Below are 17743 nucleotides of genomic sequence, written 5' to 3'. Positions count from 1 at the left end.
ACCTTGCTGCCCCATAGGGTTACATGTCCCCGAGGGAGATCCGACCGCATGGAGCCACTCGTCGTCAATCTCGGCCTCGCGCTCGCCATCGGCCTGCTGGTCGGGCTGGAGCGCGGTTGGCGGGAACGCGAGGCTCCGGCGGGCAGCCGGACGGCCGGCATCCGTACTTATGGCATTTCAGGCCTGCTCGGCGGCATCATGGCGGCCCTTGGTGCCGCCGCCCAGAATTCCCTGATCCTGCCCGTTGGCTTTCTCGGTTTTGGCGCCGTCTTCGCCTGGTTCAAGTGGCAGGAGTCCGTGGAGGACGACAATTTCAGCGTCACCGGCGTCGTGGTCGCGCTGGCGGTCTTCGCGCTCGGGGCGCTCGCGGTCTCCGATCGCGCCACCGAGGCGGCCGCTGCTGGTGCGGCGCTGGCGGCGATCCTGGCCAGCCGGGAAATGCTGCATGGCCTGCTCACGAAGCTGAGCTGGCTCGAGGTCCGCTCGGCGCTCATCCTTGCCGTGATGACGGCGGTCGTGCTGCCGCTCCTGCCGTCCCAGCCGATCGATCCCTGGGGTGCGATCAATCCGCGAGAAATCTGGATCTTCACCATCCTTCTCGGTGCGTTCTCCTATCTCGGCTATATTCTCACCCGCATCGCCGGACCTTCGCGCGGCATGATCTACAGCACGTTGGCCGGGTCGCTGGTTTCCTCGACGGCCATGACACTGTCGCTTGCCCGTGCCGAAGGCAGTCCACGGCGCCGGTCGGGTGCCGCCAGCCTTGCCGCCATGGTGTCGATTCTGCGCGTGCTCGCCTATTCATCCTTCGTGGCGCCTGCGGTCATGGCAATCGTGCTGCCCGCCGCACTCGCCGCCGCAGCCACATTTGCACTTTCGGGCTGGCTCCTGATCACCCACACGCCGGAGGGCGAAGCCGCCGCGCAATCGGACCGCAATCCGCTCGAGACGAAAACCATTGCCCTTTCGGCCGTCATCTATGCAGCCATGTCGCTGGTCGGCGCACTCTCCGCCATTTATCTCGGCTCCGAAAGCCTGCCGATCACGGCCGCGATTACGGGAATGGCGGATGTCGATGTCGCCGTGCTTTCCATGCTGCGACTGCAGGGTGGCGCCATCGCGGCGGAGATTCTGGCACTCGCTGTTCTAGCCGCCTTTGCATCCAATGCGCTTTTCCGTGTGATCAGCGCGGCAACCATCGCACCACCCGGCTTTTCGATACCGCTCGGCATCGTCACGCTGCTCGCGATCGGGCTTGGTTTCGCCGTCCACATGCTGGTACCGGCCCTCCCCCTGCCCATCCCCAGATAACGCATTTCAAAAATCGTGGAAAAAATTTCGCGATACATGTTGCCAACCACCAATCTCGTTCCTAGATATCAGTTGCCAACCACATATATCTTGGAGAGCTTGCCATGAATTCCCTTTGGAGCCCGACCACACTCGGTCACATCAATTTGCCGCATCGCCTGGCGCTCGCCCCGATGACCCGCAGCCGCGCCAATGCCGATGGCACCCCCACCGGCCTCGTTCCCACCTATTACGCCCAGCGCGCCTCGCTTGGCCTGTTGATCACCGAAGGCACCCAGCCCTCGGAAGACGGCCAGGGCTACATGCTGACACCCGGTATCCATAGCCAGGAGCAGGTTGCTGCCTGGAAGAAAGTCGCCACTGCCGTCCATGCTGAAGGCGGTCATATCTTCATGCAGATCATGCATGCCGGCCGCATGGGCCATGTCGACAACACCCCGCACCATCGCGATCTTCTCGCTCCTTCGGCAATCGGCGCCAACCAGCCGATGTACACGCCGACAGGTCCGCAGACGACATCCGCGCCGCGCGAGATGACTGTCGATGACATCAAGCAGACGGTTCAGGATTTCCGCCAGGCCGCCCGCAATGCGATCGATGCCGGCCTGGACGGCGTGGAAATCCACGGCGCCAACGGTTACCTGATCAACCAGTTCCTTGCCCCCAACGCCAACATCCGTACCGATGCCTATGGCGGCACGATCGAAAACCGCGCGCGCTTCGCGCTCGAAGTGGCCCGCGCCATCGTCGATGAAATCGGTCCTGAGCGCACCGGCATCCGCCTGTCGCCCGGCTTTGCCATCGGTGGCCTGGAAGATGGTCCGGAGGGCGAGGATCTCTATCGCTACCTGATCAGCGAACTCAACAAGCTGGGTCTGGTTTACCTGCACATCCACCACTTCGGCAACGATACGTTCCTTGCCGATGTCAGAGCCCGCTGGTCGCAGAAGCTGCTCGTGCTGCGCTACGACCGGCCGCTGCAAGACATCGCCTGGGATGTGGAGATGGGCCTTGCGGACATCGTCCCTGTCGGCCGCTGGGGCCTGGCAAACCCTGATTTCGTCGAGCGCCTCAAAGCCGGCGCCGAACTCAACGAACCTGATGCGTCGACCTTTTACTCCGGCGGTGCTAAAGGCTATATAGATTATCCGACCCTGCAACAGAGCCCAGCCGTGGCGGTTGCCTAAACAACGATGGTAGAGAAATGGAAGACGCCTGCGAGTCCCTCAATCTTGCGCCCTGCGCTTGTCTCAAGACGGATTACCCGGTGAGCTTCGCCATCTTCGCCCTCGCCCGGTCGCACCGGGCGAAGGCTGCCAGCATGCTGGCTGATATCGGCCTGTTTCCGGGCCAGGAAATCCTGCTGATGCAGCTCGCCGAGAAGAACGGCGAGGCGCAGAAATCGCTCTGCGAGTCGATCGGCCTCGACCATTCGACCGTGGCCAAGTCGGTCGCCCGGCTGGAGCGCGACGGCCTGATCGAACGGCGGAAGTGTCCCAGTGACGGCCGCATCTCGCAGGTCCACCTGACCCGCGAAGGTCGCGAGATGACCGACCGGATCACCCGCGTCTGGGCCGAACTCGAACGCCAGACCGTCGAAGGCCTGACCGCCGAGGAACAGGCGCAACTGATGGCCGCCGCGAAGAAAATCATGCCACAGATGCAGATGGCCCCGGCGGCCGCTGCTTCTTGATTGCACAGCGCATCGCCGCTTGCGGGTCACATAAATCTTGCGCGGCGTTTCGCACGAATGCCGCCTCCCCCTCGACCCCGCCGATCCGCCTTCCTATATTGGTCACTCAGCCAATGGAGCGAGAATCGTGACCGGTATCCAGCATATTCCCCTGAAACGCATCGATGGAACGACAGCACAGCTCGGCGATTACGCCGGCAAGGTGCTGCTTGTGGTCAATACAGCCTCCAAATGCGGCCTGACCGTTCAGTACGAGGGGCTCGAAGCACTCTATCGTGCCCGCCACGAGCAGGGTCTCGAAATCCTCGGCTTCCCCGCCAACAATTTCAAGGAACAGGAGCCCGGCTCGGACCAGGAGATCGCCACCTTCTGCCAACTCAACTATGACGTGACCTTCCCGATGTTCGCCAAGGTCTCGGTAAAGGGCGAGGATGCCCACCCGCTCTACCACGCGCTGACCACGAAACACCCTGACATGAAGGGTGCCGAAACCTTCCGCCAGCGCATGATCGAGTCCGGTCAGGGACCGGAAAGACCGGAAGACGTGCTGTGGAATTTCGAAAAGTTCCTGATCTCCCGCAAGGGCGAGGTCATCGGCCGATATTCGCCCAACATGAAGCCGGATGATCCGGTGCTGGTGGGCGATATCGAGAAGGCGCTGGCGGAGTAGGCTGGCGCTGTCACCTGCCGGACGCTGCCCCTCACCCTAACCCTCTCCCCGTAAGAACGGGGCGAGGGGACGCTAGCGGCACCAACCGTGCCACGAGTCCCTTCTCCCCGTCCTCACGGGGAGAAGATGCCGGCAGGCAGATGAGGGGCTTTTTCCCGAGCATCTAGTGCCCGCCTCCTCACTTCATGTCATAAATATCGATCGGGAAGTATTTCGCGTTGATCTTCTGATACGTCCCATCGGCGCGGATGGCGTCGATCGCCGCGTTCAGCTTGGCCACCAGTTCCTTGTCTTCCAGCCTGACCGCGATGCCGGCGCCCTTGCCGATCCACTTCTCATCGGTGATCGGCTTGCCGATCAGTTCGCAGCACTTGCCGTCTTCGCTTTTCAGCCAGGCCATCAGCGGCAGCATGTCGCCGGTCGCGAGATCGAGCCTGCCATTGACCATGTCGAGATTGACCTCGTCCTGGGTCGGATAAAGCTTGATATCGGCATCCGGGTAGGTCGCCGTTGCAAATTCCGCCTGGGTCGTACCGGATTGCGCGCCGATCGTCTTGCCCTTCATGCCCTCATTGGTGAAGTCGGTGATGCCCGATCCCTTCGGCGCGATGTGGGTCATCGGCGCCTTGAAGTAGGGTTTCGTGAAGGCGACCTTCTCGGCACGCTCGGGCGTAATGAACATCGAGGCGATCATGAAGTCGAACTTCTTGGCCTGCAGCGCCGGGATGATACCGTCCCAATCCTGCGTCACGACAGTGCATTCGACCTTCATCTCGGCGCACAGCGCCATGCCGATATCGATGTCGAAGCCGCCGACCTTGCCGGATGCGTCGATGAAATTGAACGGCGGATAGGCGCCTTCGGTGCCGATCACCAGCTTCTCGGCCGCCTGGGCGGAAAATGCGGATAGTGCGGCGAATGCCGCCGCGAGCAGGATTTTCTTCATGACAATTCCCCTGTTGCTGATGCCTTTGCGGCATCTTGCGATCAATCCTATGCGCCGGACCGGCATAAATGAAATAGATAGTTGAAATAGTCGCTATCAACCTGAATGATGTGGATAGGCATAAGGAGATCGATGAATGGCCGAAAGCCGGCTTGAGCGCTTCGCACATAATCTCGACTGGAACCTGTTGCGCACCTTCGTGGTCGTGGTCGAGGAGGGCTCGATCACGGCGGCCGCCAATCGTCTGCTGCTGCAGCAACCGGCCGTCTCGATGGCGCTCAAACGGCTTGAGCAGACGGCCGGTCACCGCCTGATCGACCGCCGACCGGGCCGCTTCGAGGTGACCGAGGCCGGCGAGCGGCTGCACCGCCAGGCGCGTGAGATCTTCGCCGCCGTGGTGCGCCTGCCTGATGCACTCGAAAGTGCGGGCACCGACATTTCCGGCCATGTCAGCATCCATTCGGTCAGCCATGTCCATCATCCGGGATGGGACGCGCGGCTGGCCTCCTTCTTCGACAGCCACCCCAAGGTGACGATGAGCGTTACCATCGAGACCACCGCCGATGTCATCAGCGCCGTCGAGCGCGGCCTTGCCAGCATCGGCCTGTGCGACGGCATCATCCCGCCCGGCCTCGACAAGCTGCTCTACAAACGCGAGTTCTATGCCCTCTATTGCGGCCGAGGCCACCGGCTGTTCGGTGTCAGGGATGCCGCGCTCAACGACCTGCGCGGCGACTACTACGTCGCCTTCACCGCCGATGTGCTGGGTGGCCAACACATGAACGCAGTGACCGCGGTGCGGGCAATCGGCTCGTTCGGACAGGAAGTGCGCGCCGTCTCCTCGCATGTCGAGGAGGTCACGCGGCTGATCGCGGCCAATGTCGGCATCGGCATGCTGCCGACGCACCTTACCCAGCCCATGGTCGCCGAGGGCGTGCTCTGGCAGCTGCCGCCCTATGACAGCCTGCCGGAAACCGACGTCTTCATCATCACCAATCCCGCCGCCATGCTGAACCCGGCAGAGCGTGCATTCCTCGCCCACATGCAGGGGCTGGAGCCACTGATCCACATCTAGATGAGCATCAATTTGGCTTATGTCGGTCTTTCCTCCTATAAATTTGAACGCGGTCGCGTCTGCCTGTAGCTCTCGTCTGGGGAGAGCGCCATGCAGACTTACGACATCGCAATCATCGGCGGCGGCATTGCCGGCCTGTCGCTTGCCTATTTCCTGGCGGGCCGGCGCTCGGTGGTCGTGCTGGAGCAGGAAGATGCGCTCGGCTACCACGCGACCGGCCGCTCCGCCGCCGAGTTTGTACTGCGCTACAACAGCGAGGAAGTCTGCAAGCTGGCGGCGATTTCCCGCCCGTTCTTCGATACGCCCCCAGACAGCTTTTCCGCAGTGCCCCTGCTCCGCCAACGCGGCGGCATCACCATTGCCAATGCCGAGAAAGCCGGACGACTCCGCGCCCGGTTCGAGGCGGAGGCGCCCCACGCGCCGCTGACGCTGATGACGCCCGACGAGGCTATCGCGCGGGTGCCTTTCCTCGATCCGGCCTATGTTGCCGCGGCCTTCTACGATCCGGAATTCTGGGACATCGAGGTCGAAAGCCTGTTCCAGGGCTTTGTGAAGAATGCGCGGCGGGCGGGCACAGAGATCCGGACCGGCGCCGGCGTGCGCGATATCCGCGACGATGGCCGGCGCTGGCGGATCGAAACCGCCGGCGGCACGCTCGCGGTCCGCATGCTGGTCAATGCTTCCGGCGGCTGGGCCGACGGGGTCGCCGCCATGGCGGGTGTCCGGCCAAAGGGCATCTTGCCGCACCGGCGCACCGCTGTGCTCGTCGACGTTCCCGGCATGGACCTCGGCGCCATGCCCGAGATCAACGAGTTGGACGAGGAGTTCTACTTCAAGCCCGACGCCGGACGCCTGCTCGTCTCGCCCGCCGACGAGACGCCGTGCGAGCCGGCCGACGTGCAGCCCGAGGAAATCGACATCGCCTGGGCGGTGCATCATTTCGAGGAAGCCACGACGGTCAAGGTCGATCGCGTCGCGAAAAGCTGGGCCGGCATGCGCAGCTTTGCCCCCGACCGACTGCCGGTAATCGGGTCGGCACCCGACAATCCCCGCTTCTTCTGGCTCGCGGGACAGGGCGGCTACGGCATCCTCAGCTCGCCCGCGCTCGGCGCGCTTGCCGCTTCGATGCTTTGCGAAAGCACTGTCCCGGAGAGCTTTTCGCATGCATCGCTCGATCCCGCGCTCTTCTCGCCCGGCCGTTTCTGAATTAGGTTGGGCCGAAGCGTATGGAGGTTCGGCATGGTGTGGTCGGCGCAGCAATATGTGAAATTCGAGGACGAGCGCACGCGGCCGCCGCGCGACCTGCTGGCACAGGTGCCGCTCGAACATGTCTCGCGCGGCATCGACCTCGGCTGCGGGCCGGGCAATTCCACCGAGCTTCTGGTCGAGCGCTTCGGTCCCGACGCGATCTCCGGCCTCGACAGCGACGACGACATGCTGGCGGCCGCGGCCAAGCGGCTGCCCTATACGACGTTCCACAAGGCCGATCTCGCGACATGGCAGCCGGACCGGCCGCAGAACCTGCTCTTCGCCAATGCCGTGTTCCAGTGGCTGCCCAACCATCTCGATATTTTCGAACGCCTGATGGGCGGGCTGGCGACGGGTGGCGTGCTGGCGGTGCAGATGCCCGACAATCTCGACGAGCCGAGCCATCGCGCGATGGAAGACACGGCGCATGACGGGCCGTGGGCGCCGCTCTTCGAAGGGCAATCGATCCGCCGGGCGCCGCTGCCGGCGCCATCGGCCTATTACGATCGGCTGGCGCCGAAGGCATCGCGCGTCGAAATCTGGCACACGATCTACAATCATCCGCTCACTGACGCCGCGGCGATCGTCGAATGGGTCAAGGGCTCGGGCCTGCGGACCTATCTCGACCATGCCGGCCCCGAGCATCGCGACGGCTTCCTGAAGGCCTATTCCGCGCGGTTGGAAAAGGCTTACCCCAGGACGGCCGATGGCAAGGTTCTGTTCCGGTTTCCCAGGCTGTTCATCGTGGCGGTGCGCTAACCATCCTTTCCATCTTCGGCACCCAGCCCCTTCCAAAGCCCTTGCTCAGCAGTTGTTCGGCCGCCGCAAGCTCCTGGCGCAGGAAGGCGCAGTCCTCGATCAGCGTCGCGATCGTCGCGATCGGGTCGCCATCGTGCCAGGCGAGCGCCTGGGCGACCTCGTCCTCCGGCTGGAGAGGCGTCGGCTCGGCGAAAAGGCGCAGTTGTCCATCCCCTTGTGCTGTCACGAGAGGTCTCCTTGATACTGTGTAATGCTGACGGACATCCGTCTTGCCGATGGAATATGTTCCTATTTTGTTCTATTCCGCACGATGAGTCAAGAACGGACTTTGCGATTTGGGAATCTGCTCTTATGATTAGACATAATCAGGATTTGCATCATGGATCATCGCGACATCATTGCCTCGCTGACGCCGGAACAGCGCGACCGGCTGACGGAAAAATCCGACGCCGCGGGGTTGGCGCATCTCGCCGTGCACTGGGGGCTGATCGTGCTCTTGGGTGTGCTGATCGCGATACGCGTGCCGTTCTGGTGGGCGCTGATGCTGCCGCAGGGGATATTGATCGTCTTCCTGTTCACGCTGCTGCATGAGGCCGTGCACCGGACGCCGTTTGCCAGCGAGTGGCTGAACGACTGGGTCGCTCGGGTCTCCGGCTTCATGCTGAGCCTTGGCGCGGACTGGTTCCGCTATTTCCATTTCGCGCACCATCGCTACACACAGGATCCGGACAACGATCCGGAGTTGGCCGGGCCGAAGCCGGAAACGATGGCGCAATATATCGTCCACGTCTCGGGCCTGCCGGTGTGGTGGGGGCAGGTCAAAGGCGTGGTGGTGCACGCGTTCGGTGGTGGGAAGGCGTCGTATATTCCTGGTAAGGGCGAGGCGAAGGTGCGGCGCGAGGCGCAAGTCATCCTGGCGCTTTATGCGGTGCTGATCGCCGGCTCGCTCTGGCTCGGGACCGATGTGCTGCTCTGGGTGTGGATTATCCCCGCACTCCTCGGCCAGCCGTTCCTAAGGCTCTACCTGCTGGCCGAGCATGGGCGGTGCCCGTTCGTCGCCAACATGCTGGAAAACACGCGGACGACGGCGACGAACTGGCTGGTGCGCAGGCTCGCCTGGAACATGCCCTATCACGCCGAGCATCATTCCTATCCGAGCGTGCCGTTTCACCGGCTGCCGGAATTCCATGAGATCGTCGAGAACCATCTCAAGGTGACGGAAGACGGCTATGTCAGGTTCAACGCGAAATACATCGAAGGCTTGCGCTGATCACTTGACCAACGCCGACTTCCTCTCGGCATATTCTGCCGCGGCGGCCTCGTCGGCGAAGCCGATGAAGAACATGTTGAGGCGGTGCTCATCGGCCTCGCCACGGCGTTGGTAGGCCATCTCGATGGTCATGGTCGGGTGGGCGAAGCTTTCGCTCATGTCGCGGACCGTGTCGAATTTTCCCGGCGGGCGCTTGCCGTTCCAGGCGAGGAAGGCGCCGTTGGCGGCGAATTTCTCGACGCCGGCGAAGAAGGCGTCCTTCTCGGAGGCCTGGCCCTTGCGCAACGCGGCGTCGCGGACCTGGTAGGTCTCGTCGTTCTGGGTGGCGCTCGTCATGATGATGCAGCCGGCGGGATCGCGGTTGAGCGCGACGCCGCCCCGCAGCCCGAACCTCGTGAAGGCGGATTTCCGCTTGTGGTATTCGGCGAGCAGGCCGGCGATTTCGGCCACCAGTTCCGTCTGCGATTGATAGGCCATGTGATATCCTCGAATTCTTCGCTGGGCGCGGGATTAGCACAAAGATCGGCGAAAGGCAGCGGTTTTTGCATCATTCGGCGCCAACCGGCACGCTGCCGAGAACGAACTTCTTCCAACTCCGCGCGCCGATGGTGCGGGTGGCTTCCTCCACGGTCGCCTGCGGATCGGCCAGCAGCGTCTTGACATTGGCCTCGTAGGCCAGGGCTGCGCGGCTCTGCATGTCGTGCGGCAGGGTGTTGAAGCAGAAGGGCATCAGCGTCTCGTCGGCGCGGACGCGGGTGATATCCATCGGCGCCAGGCGCAGTGCCCGTGTGTCATCCATCGCAACAAGCGGGCCGGTGCAGCAGCCGTCGCGCCGACACTTGCGCAGCGGGCACCTGATATGGGCGAATTCGGCATTCAGGCACTGGCGCAGCATGGCGGGCGCCCAGTGGTTGAAGTTTCTGGCGCTGACGGGATGTTTCATATCGGGCCTCGCAAAATGGATCTCGGGAAAATGGACACGGCTATACGGTCACGCGGCCGGTTTTCGGTCCGTGGCTTGGGGGAGATTTCGGACGGAGCGCCTTCTGGAGCCTCTCTGTTTGTTTATATGTTGCGCCAGAAGGCGCCCCGCTCACGCATTTATCCCATGCAACTCCGGTTCCTCTGCGTCACCGAACGGCCTGGTACCGCTCAGGTTCTCGAACCCGTCGGCATCCGATGTACGTATCCCGCCATCCATCGCTGACATGGCGTTTGCGGGACCATCACCCCCGCATTCCGTTCGGGCCTCCAATGCCTCACAGGCACGCCCGGGCCTTTTTCAGCCCGGAGGAGAACCATTCTCTGCATGAGCCCCGCGCGCGGTCTTGCGTCACGACCGCACGAAGGCACATGGCCCGCCTCGCCGGGTGACGCCACCCGGTGTATCCGACGACGGAACGAGAGGAATGTAGCACGAGGGTGTGGGGATGGGAAGAGGTTTTGTGAATATTTTCCTATTTTTGGCTTTTCGGTTGGGGATGGCTTTCACCCCTCACCAAGAAAACCTAAGCTTTTTCAATGAAAAAGCAGGTTTTCTATCCTCTCCCGCAAGGGGAGAGGTAGACTCATGGATCGCTTTCGCTCATCCCACCGATCTACGAAAACTTCCATCTGTAAATGTCTCCCCGTCGCTTCCCAGAATCGGAAAGGTAACCACGACGCCGTCACCCCTTTGAAGAGAGGTAACCGCGATATCGCCGCTTTCGATCTCGGCCTGCATCCTTCCGAATGACACATAATCGCTATGTATGGTGAACCCATCATACATGCTTGATTGGCGCTTATAAGCACGTGGTTCCGTTCTTGACACACGGGTCATTGCATCCAACAGTCCGCTAAGTATTACAATGGGAACAGACAACGGGGCATCTTCGGTGTCAGGCAACGTGCTCCAAAGAATAGCTGCCGCCCTATCGCACTTTACGACGTCAGAAATAAGCTGCCTGAGGGCGACGGTATAAGAACGCATTTGTTCCGAGCCGGAATGCAGGCTCATATTTATGGCGCACTTGTCGTCGCCGAGTGGCCGCATTAGCGAAAAGCAGTGCAGATAGCGTTTCGACTCCAAGTGACGGGTGAAGACGGGGACTAATTCATTCATATCGTGCTTGATAGCGTTGCAAATAAGGCCCCAATCGCGCCGGTGGCTCTTGATTGTTTTGTCAAACTGCCTCTTCGCGTCCTTGCCGAACTTGAACGCTTGCCCTAAATCCTCGTAAGCCTCGAAGGTTTCTGCGGCCACGTAGCAAAGCTTTTCGAACGCATTCTTGAGTGGTGTAGACTCAACTTCGGGATGCCCGGGCTCGGGCAGCTTATCAACGTAATTCAGAATAATTTCAGCGCAAGCAACGATGTCCTCAGAAAGCCGGGAAACTTTGGTGCGAACCGCTCTCCTAGGATCTAACTTGAGTTCATCAAATTTTATTTTTCGATTTTCGATACTCGATAAGAAGGGGGATACAATTTCATTACTCTTGATCTTTACATCAAATGACATCGTGGCACCTTATTAGCCAGAAATTATGGAATCAATTTTACGCGCAGGATCGAATTATAGGAACTCCGCCCCTATCGCCTTTTCGTATCAAGCCGCCTCGGACCCACCGTAACGCAGTGCTTCCATTTCAGCGACGTCTTCTGAGAAGTCGAGTATCATCTGAATAGGCGACGATGCCGGATCTCTATCGTTGAAATGGTCGACATCCTGTTTAATTTGAAAGCAATCATCAGAAATGGACTTGCGCCGCTGGGCGAATGATCGTTCCATGAAAGAGCGAGGCGCGCTGTCGATATCTGCCCACAAGTTAAGCTGCGCACCTCCAATTGCTTCTCTTACCGAGTGCTTTGATCGATATTTTCGACCTTTCTCATCCACCCGCTTCTCATGTCGTAGACTCTCAGCAAGTGCTTCGCGACAAAGCTTGGAAACATCTCTTGGTTGAGGAAAGAAAAGACGTTTCCGGATTGCCCATTCCGCCACCTCGTCAAGAGATACTGGTGACGCACTAACTTCGGCAATATAGCGATTAAAAATGCCCTGCATCTGCTCAGTGTAAGACACCATAGGGTCTCTCCGGTTAGAGTTCTGCCGCTGCGACACTACCCCAACCATCGGTTACGGCTTTTGCAGTCAAGAATTTACGCACAGGCACTTGGTATTTACGAAGATAGTCGAATCTTTTCATCTTGTGTTGAAGTTGACCGACAACAATTCCGGGATGGACATGCATTAATGCAGCAAAGCCTAATACATCTCTCTCGGCGAAATACGGATGCTTTCGAGTAAAAAAGGATTCCATCTTCTGACGCGGCACACAGAAATCGGCAGCCGCAGCATTCGCGATACGCTCGGCCTCTTCCACGCCGGAATCGGCGGACGCATGTTCGCCGACGAGATGATCGACGATCCAATCATCACCTTTTCCGTCGCCCCGCAAAACATGCTCAATTTCGTGACGTACAACAAACCAGAAATTGTCCAGACGATCGTATAAAGTTGACATCCCAATGACAGGACTTTCGTCATTGAGCCAAGTACATACGGCATCTATCTTTGCACCTGGAAGCAGCTCCACTACGACAAATCTAACGCCGCATTCCATGAGGATTCTTGGAACTTCTCCAACGGCTTCCGGATCAATCATCAGGCTGCGCAAACGTTGAAGCGCGATTTTCAGCTTCTCACTATCAAATGGTGGCAGTTGAATTTGGCGTGAAAGTTGCCGCACTCGATAAACCCAGGCTAGTTGATGCGGCGGCACGCTATCGTAGTGTGTTTTCTTAGCAGCGAACGAAATCGAACTGATCTCATTTTCATTCGCAACTTCAAAAAATCTATCTACTTGGAGCCTGAGTAAGGATGCCTCAGAATCTTCTATCCAGCCACGTCGGATCATATCTCGGACTGGAAACATCACTTGAAGCTCAGCACGTGCGCGCACGCCAGGATCGGGTGTCCGAGCATTCGAAAGATCATATTGGCTTTGAAGATTTGCAAAGAACTCGGGATTAACCCCAAAGGCGTCGCCTAGAAGCAGGGCCATGTCTGGCGTGATAGCCCGTTTCCCCGCCAGCAAAGGGCTTAATTGTTGCTCAGTTTGACCTAAGATGAAAGCTAAGTCGCGCTGTGTCCATCCTCTTACATCAAGTTCGTGCTTAATGAAGACTCCTGGCGACTGCAGCCCGACTGATTTCAGTTCATCCATCAAGCCGACTCCCGGCTGCATTCTTTCATGCTGACTACAACAACGCGTGTGGAATCCTGTTCGATTTGGAACTGCATGTTCATCTCCCATTCTGGTGTTACAAAAATCGTGTGCTCAACGTCCGAGCCGCGGGAAGTTTCGCGATACCCGAGGCTCTTCCAGCCCTGCAGCGTACCAATGTCTGGTGCAGCGCGCAGGAGTGTCAATTTGAGCCGAGCAGACTGGATTACAGCAATAGGCAGCTTTGTCTCTGCAGCCCTATCGGTCTCAATCAGCGCAAGTTTTCGCGTCAGAAATTCAATTTTCATTGCCGTACAATAAGCGAACCACGCTCAATAGTCAACGACTTAACGGGATGCGTTAAGTCGTTTATTTTCAAATAGTGGCAGCTTGAGCTGATGGGAAGGCGTCGATTGGGTATTGACGATGACGCCCTTTATCCCACCAGCCTCACTTGCAATCAATTCCCCATCGCAGCCGTACTTCCGCAGCGTAGCCAGCGAAGGCGAGCAGGGACGCCGATGGCTTGGGAGCGGCACCAGATCCTAGGCACAAGGCCTAGGATGACGTCGCGTGTGTGTGTTCGTGACGCGCGTCGCCGGAGCGTCGGGCTGAGAGTTGCCCCTCATCTGCCTGCCCTTCTCCCCGCAGGCGGGGAGAAGGGACTCGTGGCGCGGGCGGAACTGTGGGCTCCCTCTTCTCCCCTTGGGGAGAAGTGCCGAGCGTAGGCGAGGCGATGAGGGGTTCTCACAACCCGGCTTGGCGCTTCGCGCAACCCCTCATCCGGCCTTCGGCCACCTTCTCCCCAGGGGGAGAAGAGGGAGCAAGAGGCTCCACCGGCGTTCCACCAGCGCGGTCGCGCGACTGCTGACACTTTCTGTCATGATCGGGCGGTATCCGTGACGCTCTTCCCCCGCCAGGAAGCGCTGCAAAATCCGGTGCATCGGCCCTTGACCTCCACGCGGCTCCGCCAGTCGCGGCGATGGGGCGGTGCGCCGGAATTTGCTGCTAGGGCGGGCGAAAATAAGTCAGGCCCCGGGCCGCTTCCGGCATGGCGCAATCTTTGACTCACGCTCTCCTCATGCTAACAAAGCGCCATGCAAAAAGGTGATCATCTCTTCCTCGTCGATGGCTCGGGCTATATTTTCCGGGCGTTCCATGCGCTGCCCGCGCTGACACGCAAATCCGACAAGCTGCCGGTGGGCGCGGTTGCCGGGTTCTGCAACATGCTGTGGAAACTGCTGGTGGATGCGCGCAACACCGAGGTGGGCGTGACGCCGACGCATTTCGCGGTGATCTTCGACTATTCCTCGACCACGTTCCGCAAGGAGATCTACCCCGAATACAAGGCCAACCGTTCGGCGCCGCCGGAGGAGCTGATTCCGCAATTCGGGCTGATCCGCGAGGCGACGCGGGCGTTCAACCTGCCCTGCATCGAGATCGAGGGATACGAGGCCGACGACATCATCGCCACCTATGCGCGCCAGGCCGAAGCCACGGGCGCCGAGGCCACCATCATCTCGTCGGACAAGGACCTGATGCAGTTGGTGACCGAACGCGTCCACATGTATGACGGCATGAAGGACAAGCAGATCTCGATACCCGAAGTCATCGAGAAATGGGGCGTGCCGCCCGAAATGATGATCGACCTGCAGGCGCTGACCGGCGACAGTACCGACAACGTGCCGGGCATTCCCGGCATCGGGCCGAAGACAGCCGCCGCGCTGCTGCTCGAATACGGCAGTCTCGACACGCTGATGGAGCGCGCCCACGAGATCAAGCAGGAGAAACGGCGCGAGAACATTCTCGCCGCCCGCGAACTGGTGAAAATCTCGAAGCAACTGGTGACGCTGAGGCTTGACACGCCGGTGACCATGCCGCTCGCTGATCTGGCGCTCGAAAAGCAGGACGGGCCGAAGCTGATCGGGTTCCTGAAAGCGATGGAATTCACCACCCTGACCAAGCGCGTGGCCGACGCCTGCGACTGCGACGCCAATGCGATCGAGGCGGCCAATGTGCCCGTGGTGTGGGATGGCGCAGCGCGGGGCCCGGATCTCGATGCCGGCCAGGGTGCGGGCATTCCGCTGCCGGAGGGTGTGAAGGCGCCGGCAGCCTCGGGCAAGACGGTCAGCGACGGCGCCGAAGCGGGCTATGCGGTGGCGGGGCTGGCGAAGAGCCGGCGCGAGCATTTTGCCACGGCGCCGATCGATCATTCGACCTATGAGACGGTGCGGGACGTTGCGGCGCTGGAACGCTGGATCGCGGCTGCGCGCGAGACCGGCGTGGTCGCCTTCGACACGGAGACCAATTCGCTCGACCCGATGCAGGCGGAGCTTGCGGGCTTCTCGCTGGCGATCGCGGATAATGCCGAGAACCCGGCGGGGCGGAAGATTTCCGCCTGCTACGTGCCGGTGGGGCACAAATCAGGTCACGGCGACCTGCTCGGCGGCGGCATTGCCGAGGGCCAGATTCCGGTGCGGGAGGCGCTCGGACTGGTCAAGCCGCTGATGGAAGACCCCACCGTGCTGAAGGTCGGCCAGAACATCAAGTATGACTGGCTGGTGATGAAGCGCCACGGCATAGTCGTCGCGCCCTTCGACGATACGATGCTGATGAGCTACGTGATCGACGGCGGCGTCAACACCAATCACGGCATGGATACGCTTTCCGAACGCTGGCTGGGCCACAAGCCGATCGCCTACAAGGACGTCACCGGCTCGGGCAAGAGTTCGGTGACGTTCGATCTCGTCGATATCGCGAAAGCGACGGCTTACGCAGCCGAGGATTCCGACATCACGATGCGGCTGTGGCTGGTGCTGAAGCCGCAGGTGGCAGCCAAGGGATTGGTAAGTGTCTACGAACGTTTGGAGCGGCCGTTGGTGCCGGTCATCGCCCGGATGGAGGAGCGCGGCATCTCGGTCGACCGGCAGGTTCTGTCGCGGCTTTCGGGGGAACTCGCGCAATCGGCGGCGCGCTACGAGGAAGAGGTCTACCAGCTCTCGGGCGAGCGGTTCAACATCGGCTCGCCCAAGCAGCTCGGCGATATTCTCTTCGGGAAAATGGGCTTCGATTCCGGCGGCGGCAAGACCAAGACCGGGCAATGGTCGACCTCGGCGCAGGTGCTGGAGGATCTCGCGGCGGCCGGTCACGAACTGCCGCGCAAGATCGTCGACTGGCGCCAGTTGACCAAGCTCAAGAGCACTTATACCGACTCGCTGCCGGGCTATATCCATCCCGATACCAGGCGGGTGCATACGAGCTACGCGATGGCGGCGACGACGACGGGGCGGCTGGCTTCATCCGAGCCGAACCTGCAGAACATTCCGGTGCGCACCGCCGAGGGGCGCAAGATCCGCACCGCCTTCATCGCCGAGCCGGGCCATGTGCTGATCTCGGCCGACTACAGCCAGATCGAGCTTCGGGTGCTGGCGCATTTCGCCGATATTCCACAGCTCAAGCAGGCCTTCGCCGACGGCATCGACATCCATGCCATGACGGCGTCGGAGATGTTCGGCGTGCCGGTCGAGGGCATGCCGTCGGACGTGCGCAGGCGCGCCAAGGCGATCAATTTCGGCATCATCTACGGTATTTCCGCGTTTGGGCTGGCGAACCAGCTGTCGATCGAGCGTTCCGAGGCGGGCGATTACATCAGGAAGTATTTCGAGCGCTTCCCCGGCATCAAGGACTATATGGATGGTTCCAAGGCCAAGGCGCGTGATCTCGGTTATGTCGAGACGATCTTCGGCCGGCGCATCCACTATCCGGAGATCCGTTCGTCCAATCCATCGGTCCGGGCGTTCAACGAGCGCGCCTCGATCAACGCGCCGATCCAGGGTTCTGCCGCCGATATCATTCGCCGCGCGATGATCAAGATGGAGCCGGCACTCACTAAAGCCAAGGTCAATGCCCGCATGCTGCTGCAGGTGCATGACGAACTGATCTTCGAATCGACCGAGGCGGAAGCCGAAGGCGCGATTCCGATTATTCGTCAGGTGATGGAACATGCGGCGATGCCGGCGGTGGACATGGCGGTGCCGCTGGCTGTGGATGCACGGGCGGCGAAGAATTGGGACGAGGCGCATTGAAGGGTGTCCCTGCGGCCTCTTGCTTCACTCCAAGATGCTTATAGACGAAGCGGCGAAACGCCACGAAGAATGCTGGCCTGGCAGCTGATGATCCATTGCTGCCGTGATCTCTTTGGCTGCTTTCGGCACGAAGCGGACATGGTGACACAAACCGCAAAGGACGGTTTAGCGCCCTCATATCGGCCACAGAGCCTGCGGTGGGGTCTGCCCGAAAGCTGACGTCGATCAAGGTAGGCTTCAACGGCATCAGAAGACGGTGGCCGGGATTATGCTACCGCTGCTGAATTGGAATTTACTTGCCAAGGGAGGCGGATCATCGTGCTTGCGAGCGCAACTTCGGTTGCGGCATACCAAGGGCCGCTGCCGCCTTTCCATCATCCCCAGTTCTTGGGACTATTGCAGACACGACAGCGCCGCATTCTTGTGAGAGGCACGCGCTGCCGGGCGCCGGGGACCACCACCCGCCACATTCCTTCCA

Annotated in this window: 17 protein-coding genes; 9 read left to right on the top strand and 8 right to left on the bottom strand. The window is 60.5% G+C overall.

Annotated elements, in window-relative coordinates:
* Nucleotides 1–48: 48 nt before the first annotated feature.
* The 4 genes from IHQ71_RS01410 (at nucleotide 49) to IHQ71_RS01395 (ending at nucleotide 3674) form a co-directional block, all read left to right on the top strand.
* A complete protein-coding gene (locus tag IHQ71_RS01410; RefSeq protein ID WP_258160111.1) occupies nucleotides 49–1311 on the top strand; it encodes a DUF4010 domain-containing protein in 1263 nt (420 codons plus the stop codon).
* A gap of 104 nt (nucleotides 1312–1415) precedes the next feature.
* Nucleotides 1416–2498 carry an alkene reductase gene (locus IHQ71_RS01405; RefSeq protein ID WP_258160110.1) on the top strand — a complete coding sequence of 361 codons (1083 nt, stop codon included), beginning with the start codon at nucleotides 1416–1418 and terminating at the stop codon, nucleotides 2496–2498.
* 80 nt (nucleotides 2499–2578) lie between these two features.
* Nucleotides 2579–3004 (top strand): MarR family winged helix-turn-helix transcriptional regulator, encoded by a 426-nt coding sequence (locus tag IHQ71_RS01400; protein WP_258160109.1) that lies wholly within the window; start codon nucleotides 2579–2581, stop codon nucleotides 3002–3004.
* A 127-nt stretch (nucleotides 3005–3131) separates the two neighbouring features.
* Nucleotides 3132–3674: a glutathione peroxidase gene (locus IHQ71_RS01395; protein ID WP_308737899.1), complete on the top strand. Its 543-nt coding sequence runs from the start codon at nucleotides 3132–3134 to the stop codon at nucleotides 3672–3674.
* A gap of 178 nt (nucleotides 3675–3852) precedes the next feature.
* Here IHQ71_RS01395 and IHQ71_RS01390 read toward each other — a convergent pair whose 3' ends face one another.
* The gene (locus tag IHQ71_RS01390; protein WP_258160108.1) at nucleotides 3853–4620 is read right to left on the bottom strand and encodes an ABC transporter substrate-binding protein; all 768 of its coding nucleotides are present in this window, start codon (nucleotides 4618–4620) and stop codon (nucleotides 3853–3855) included.
* 136 nt (nucleotides 4621–4756) lie between these two features.
* Between IHQ71_RS01390 and IHQ71_RS01385 the strand changes: the two genes are divergently transcribed.
* From IHQ71_RS01385 to tam, 3 genes are all read left to right on the top strand, one after another.
* Nucleotides 4757–5695 carry a LysR family transcriptional regulator gene (locus IHQ71_RS01385; protein WP_258160106.1) on the top strand — a complete coding sequence of 313 codons (939 nt, stop codon included), beginning with the start codon at nucleotides 4757–4759 and terminating at the stop codon, nucleotides 5693–5695.
* A gap of 90 nt (nucleotides 5696–5785) precedes the next feature.
* Complete coding sequence (locus IHQ71_RS01380; protein ID WP_258160105.1) at nucleotides 5786–6901, top strand: FAD-binding oxidoreductase; 1116 nt, start codon at nucleotides 5786–5788, stop codon at nucleotides 6899–6901.
* A 33-nt stretch (nucleotides 6902–6934) separates the two neighbouring features.
* Entirely contained in the window at nucleotides 6935–7702 is a 768-nt protein-coding gene (gene tam, locus IHQ71_RS01375; RefSeq protein ID WP_258160104.1) for a trans-aconitate 2-methyltransferase, read from the top strand.
* Here the strand turns inward: tam and IHQ71_RS01370 are convergent.
* Nucleotides 7683–7928, bottom strand: coding sequence for a hypothetical protein (locus IHQ71_RS01370; protein WP_308737898.1), 246 nt, complete (start codon nucleotides 7926–7928; stop codon nucleotides 7683–7685). The genes tam and IHQ71_RS01370 overlap by 20 nt on opposite strands.
* A gap of 153 nt (nucleotides 7929–8081) precedes the next feature.
* Here IHQ71_RS01370 and IHQ71_RS01365 point away from each other — a divergent pair, with 153 nt between their 5' ends.
* The gene (locus tag IHQ71_RS01365; protein ID WP_258160103.1) at nucleotides 8082–8972 is read left to right on the top strand and encodes a fatty acid desaturase family protein; all 891 of its coding nucleotides are present in this window, start codon (nucleotides 8082–8084) and stop codon (nucleotides 8970–8972) included.
* On the opposite strand, the gene IHQ71_RS01360 is transcribed toward IHQ71_RS01365, so the two are convergent.
* The 6 genes from IHQ71_RS01360 to IHQ71_RS01335 form a co-directional block, all read right to left on the bottom strand.
* Nucleotides 8973–9449, bottom strand: a complete 477-nt coding sequence (locus tag IHQ71_RS01360) for a hypothetical protein (RefSeq protein WP_258160102.1) — start codon at nucleotides 9447–9449, stop codon at nucleotides 8973–8975.
* Nucleotides 9450–9519: 70 nt separating this feature from the next.
* On the bottom strand, nucleotides 9520–9915 hold the full coding sequence (locus tag IHQ71_RS01355) for a hypothetical protein (RefSeq protein WP_258160101.1): 396 nt from the start codon (nucleotides 9913–9915) through the stop codon (nucleotides 9520–9522).
* Between the two features lie 642 nt (nucleotides 9916–10557).
* Complete coding sequence (locus IHQ71_RS01350; protein ID WP_258160100.1) at nucleotides 10558–11472, bottom strand: hypothetical protein; 915 nt, start codon at nucleotides 11470–11472, stop codon at nucleotides 10558–10560.
* Between the two features lie 87 nt (nucleotides 11473–11559).
* Entirely contained in the window at nucleotides 11560–12039 is a 480-nt protein-coding gene (locus IHQ71_RS01345; RefSeq protein WP_258160099.1) for a hypothetical protein, read from the bottom strand.
* 13 nt (nucleotides 12040–12052) lie between these two features.
* A complete protein-coding gene (locus IHQ71_RS01340) occupies nucleotides 12053–13180 on the bottom strand; it encodes a HigA family addiction module antitoxin (protein ID WP_258160098.1) in 1128 nt (375 codons plus the stop codon).
* On the bottom strand, nucleotides 13180–13488 hold the full coding sequence (locus tag IHQ71_RS01335; RefSeq protein WP_258160097.1) for a hypothetical protein: 309 nt from the start codon (nucleotides 13486–13488) through the stop codon (nucleotides 13180–13182). Before IHQ71_RS01335 ends, IHQ71_RS01340 begins: the two co-directional genes overlap by 1 nt.
* Nucleotides 13489–14277: 789 nt before the next feature.
* On the opposite strand from IHQ71_RS01335, the gene polA reads away from it, so the two are divergent.
* Entirely contained in the window at nucleotides 14278–17265 is a 2988-nt protein-coding gene (polA, locus tag IHQ71_RS01330; protein WP_258160096.1) for a DNA polymerase I, read from the top strand.
* Nucleotides 17266–17743 lie beyond the last annotated feature (478 nt).

The sequence above is a fragment of the Rhizobium sp. TH2 genome, from assembly GCF_024707525.1.
Classification (GTDB): domain Bacteria; phylum Pseudomonadota; class Alphaproteobacteria; order Rhizobiales; family Rhizobiaceae; genus Rhizobium_E.
Note: the sequence above shows the minus strand (reverse complement) of the source record. Positions and strands in the feature narration are given on the sequence as shown.

Coding starts and splice junctions, on each gene's coding strand:
- IHQ71_RS01410 (WP_258160111.1), top strand. CDS start 49: ATGGAGCCACTCGTCGTCAATCTCGGCCTCGCGCTCGCCATCGGCCTG.
- IHQ71_RS01405 (WP_258160110.1), top strand. CDS start 1,416: ATGAATTCCCTTTGGAGCCCGACCACACTCGGTCACATCAATTTGCCG.
- IHQ71_RS01390 (WP_258160108.1), bottom strand. CDS start 4,620: ATGAAGAAAATCCTGCTCGCGGCGGCATTCGCCGCACTATCCGCATTT.
- IHQ71_RS01385 (WP_258160106.1), top strand. CDS start 4,757: ATGGCCGAAAGCCGGCTTGAGCGCTTCGCACATAATCTCGACTGGAAC.
- IHQ71_RS01380 (WP_258160105.1), top strand. CDS start 5,786: ATGCAGACTTACGACATCGCAATCATCGGCGGCGGCATTGCCGGCCTG.
- tam (WP_258160104.1), top strand. CDS start 6,935: ATGGTGTGGTCGGCGCAGCAATATGTGAAATTCGAGGACGAGCGCACG.
- IHQ71_RS01365 (WP_258160103.1), top strand. CDS start 8,082: ATGGATCATCGCGACATCATTGCCTCGCTGACGCCGGAACAGCGCGAC.
- IHQ71_RS01360 (WP_258160102.1), bottom strand. CDS start 9,449: ATGGCCTATCAATCGCAGACGGAACTGGTGGCCGAAATCGCCGGCCTG.
- IHQ71_RS01355 (WP_258160101.1), bottom strand. CDS start 9,915: ATGAAACATCCCGTCAGCGCCAGAAACTTCAACCACTGGGCGCCCGCC.
- IHQ71_RS01350 (WP_258160100.1), bottom strand. CDS start 11,472: ATGTCATTTGATGTAAAGATCAAGAGTAATGAAATTGTATCCCCCTTC.
- IHQ71_RS01345 (WP_258160099.1), bottom strand. CDS start 12,039: ATGGTGTCTTACACTGAGCAGATGCAGGGCATTTTTAATCGCTATATT.
- IHQ71_RS01340 (WP_258160098.1), bottom strand. CDS start 13,180: ATGGATGAACTGAAATCAGTCGGGCTGCAGTCGCCAGGAGTCTTCATT.
- IHQ71_RS01335 (WP_258160097.1), bottom strand. CDS start 13,488: ATGAAAATTGAATTTCTGACGCGAAAACTTGCGCTGATTGAGACCGAT.
- polA (WP_258160096.1), top strand. CDS start 14,278: ATGCAAAAAGGTGATCATCTCTTCCTCGTCGATGGCTCGGGCTATATT.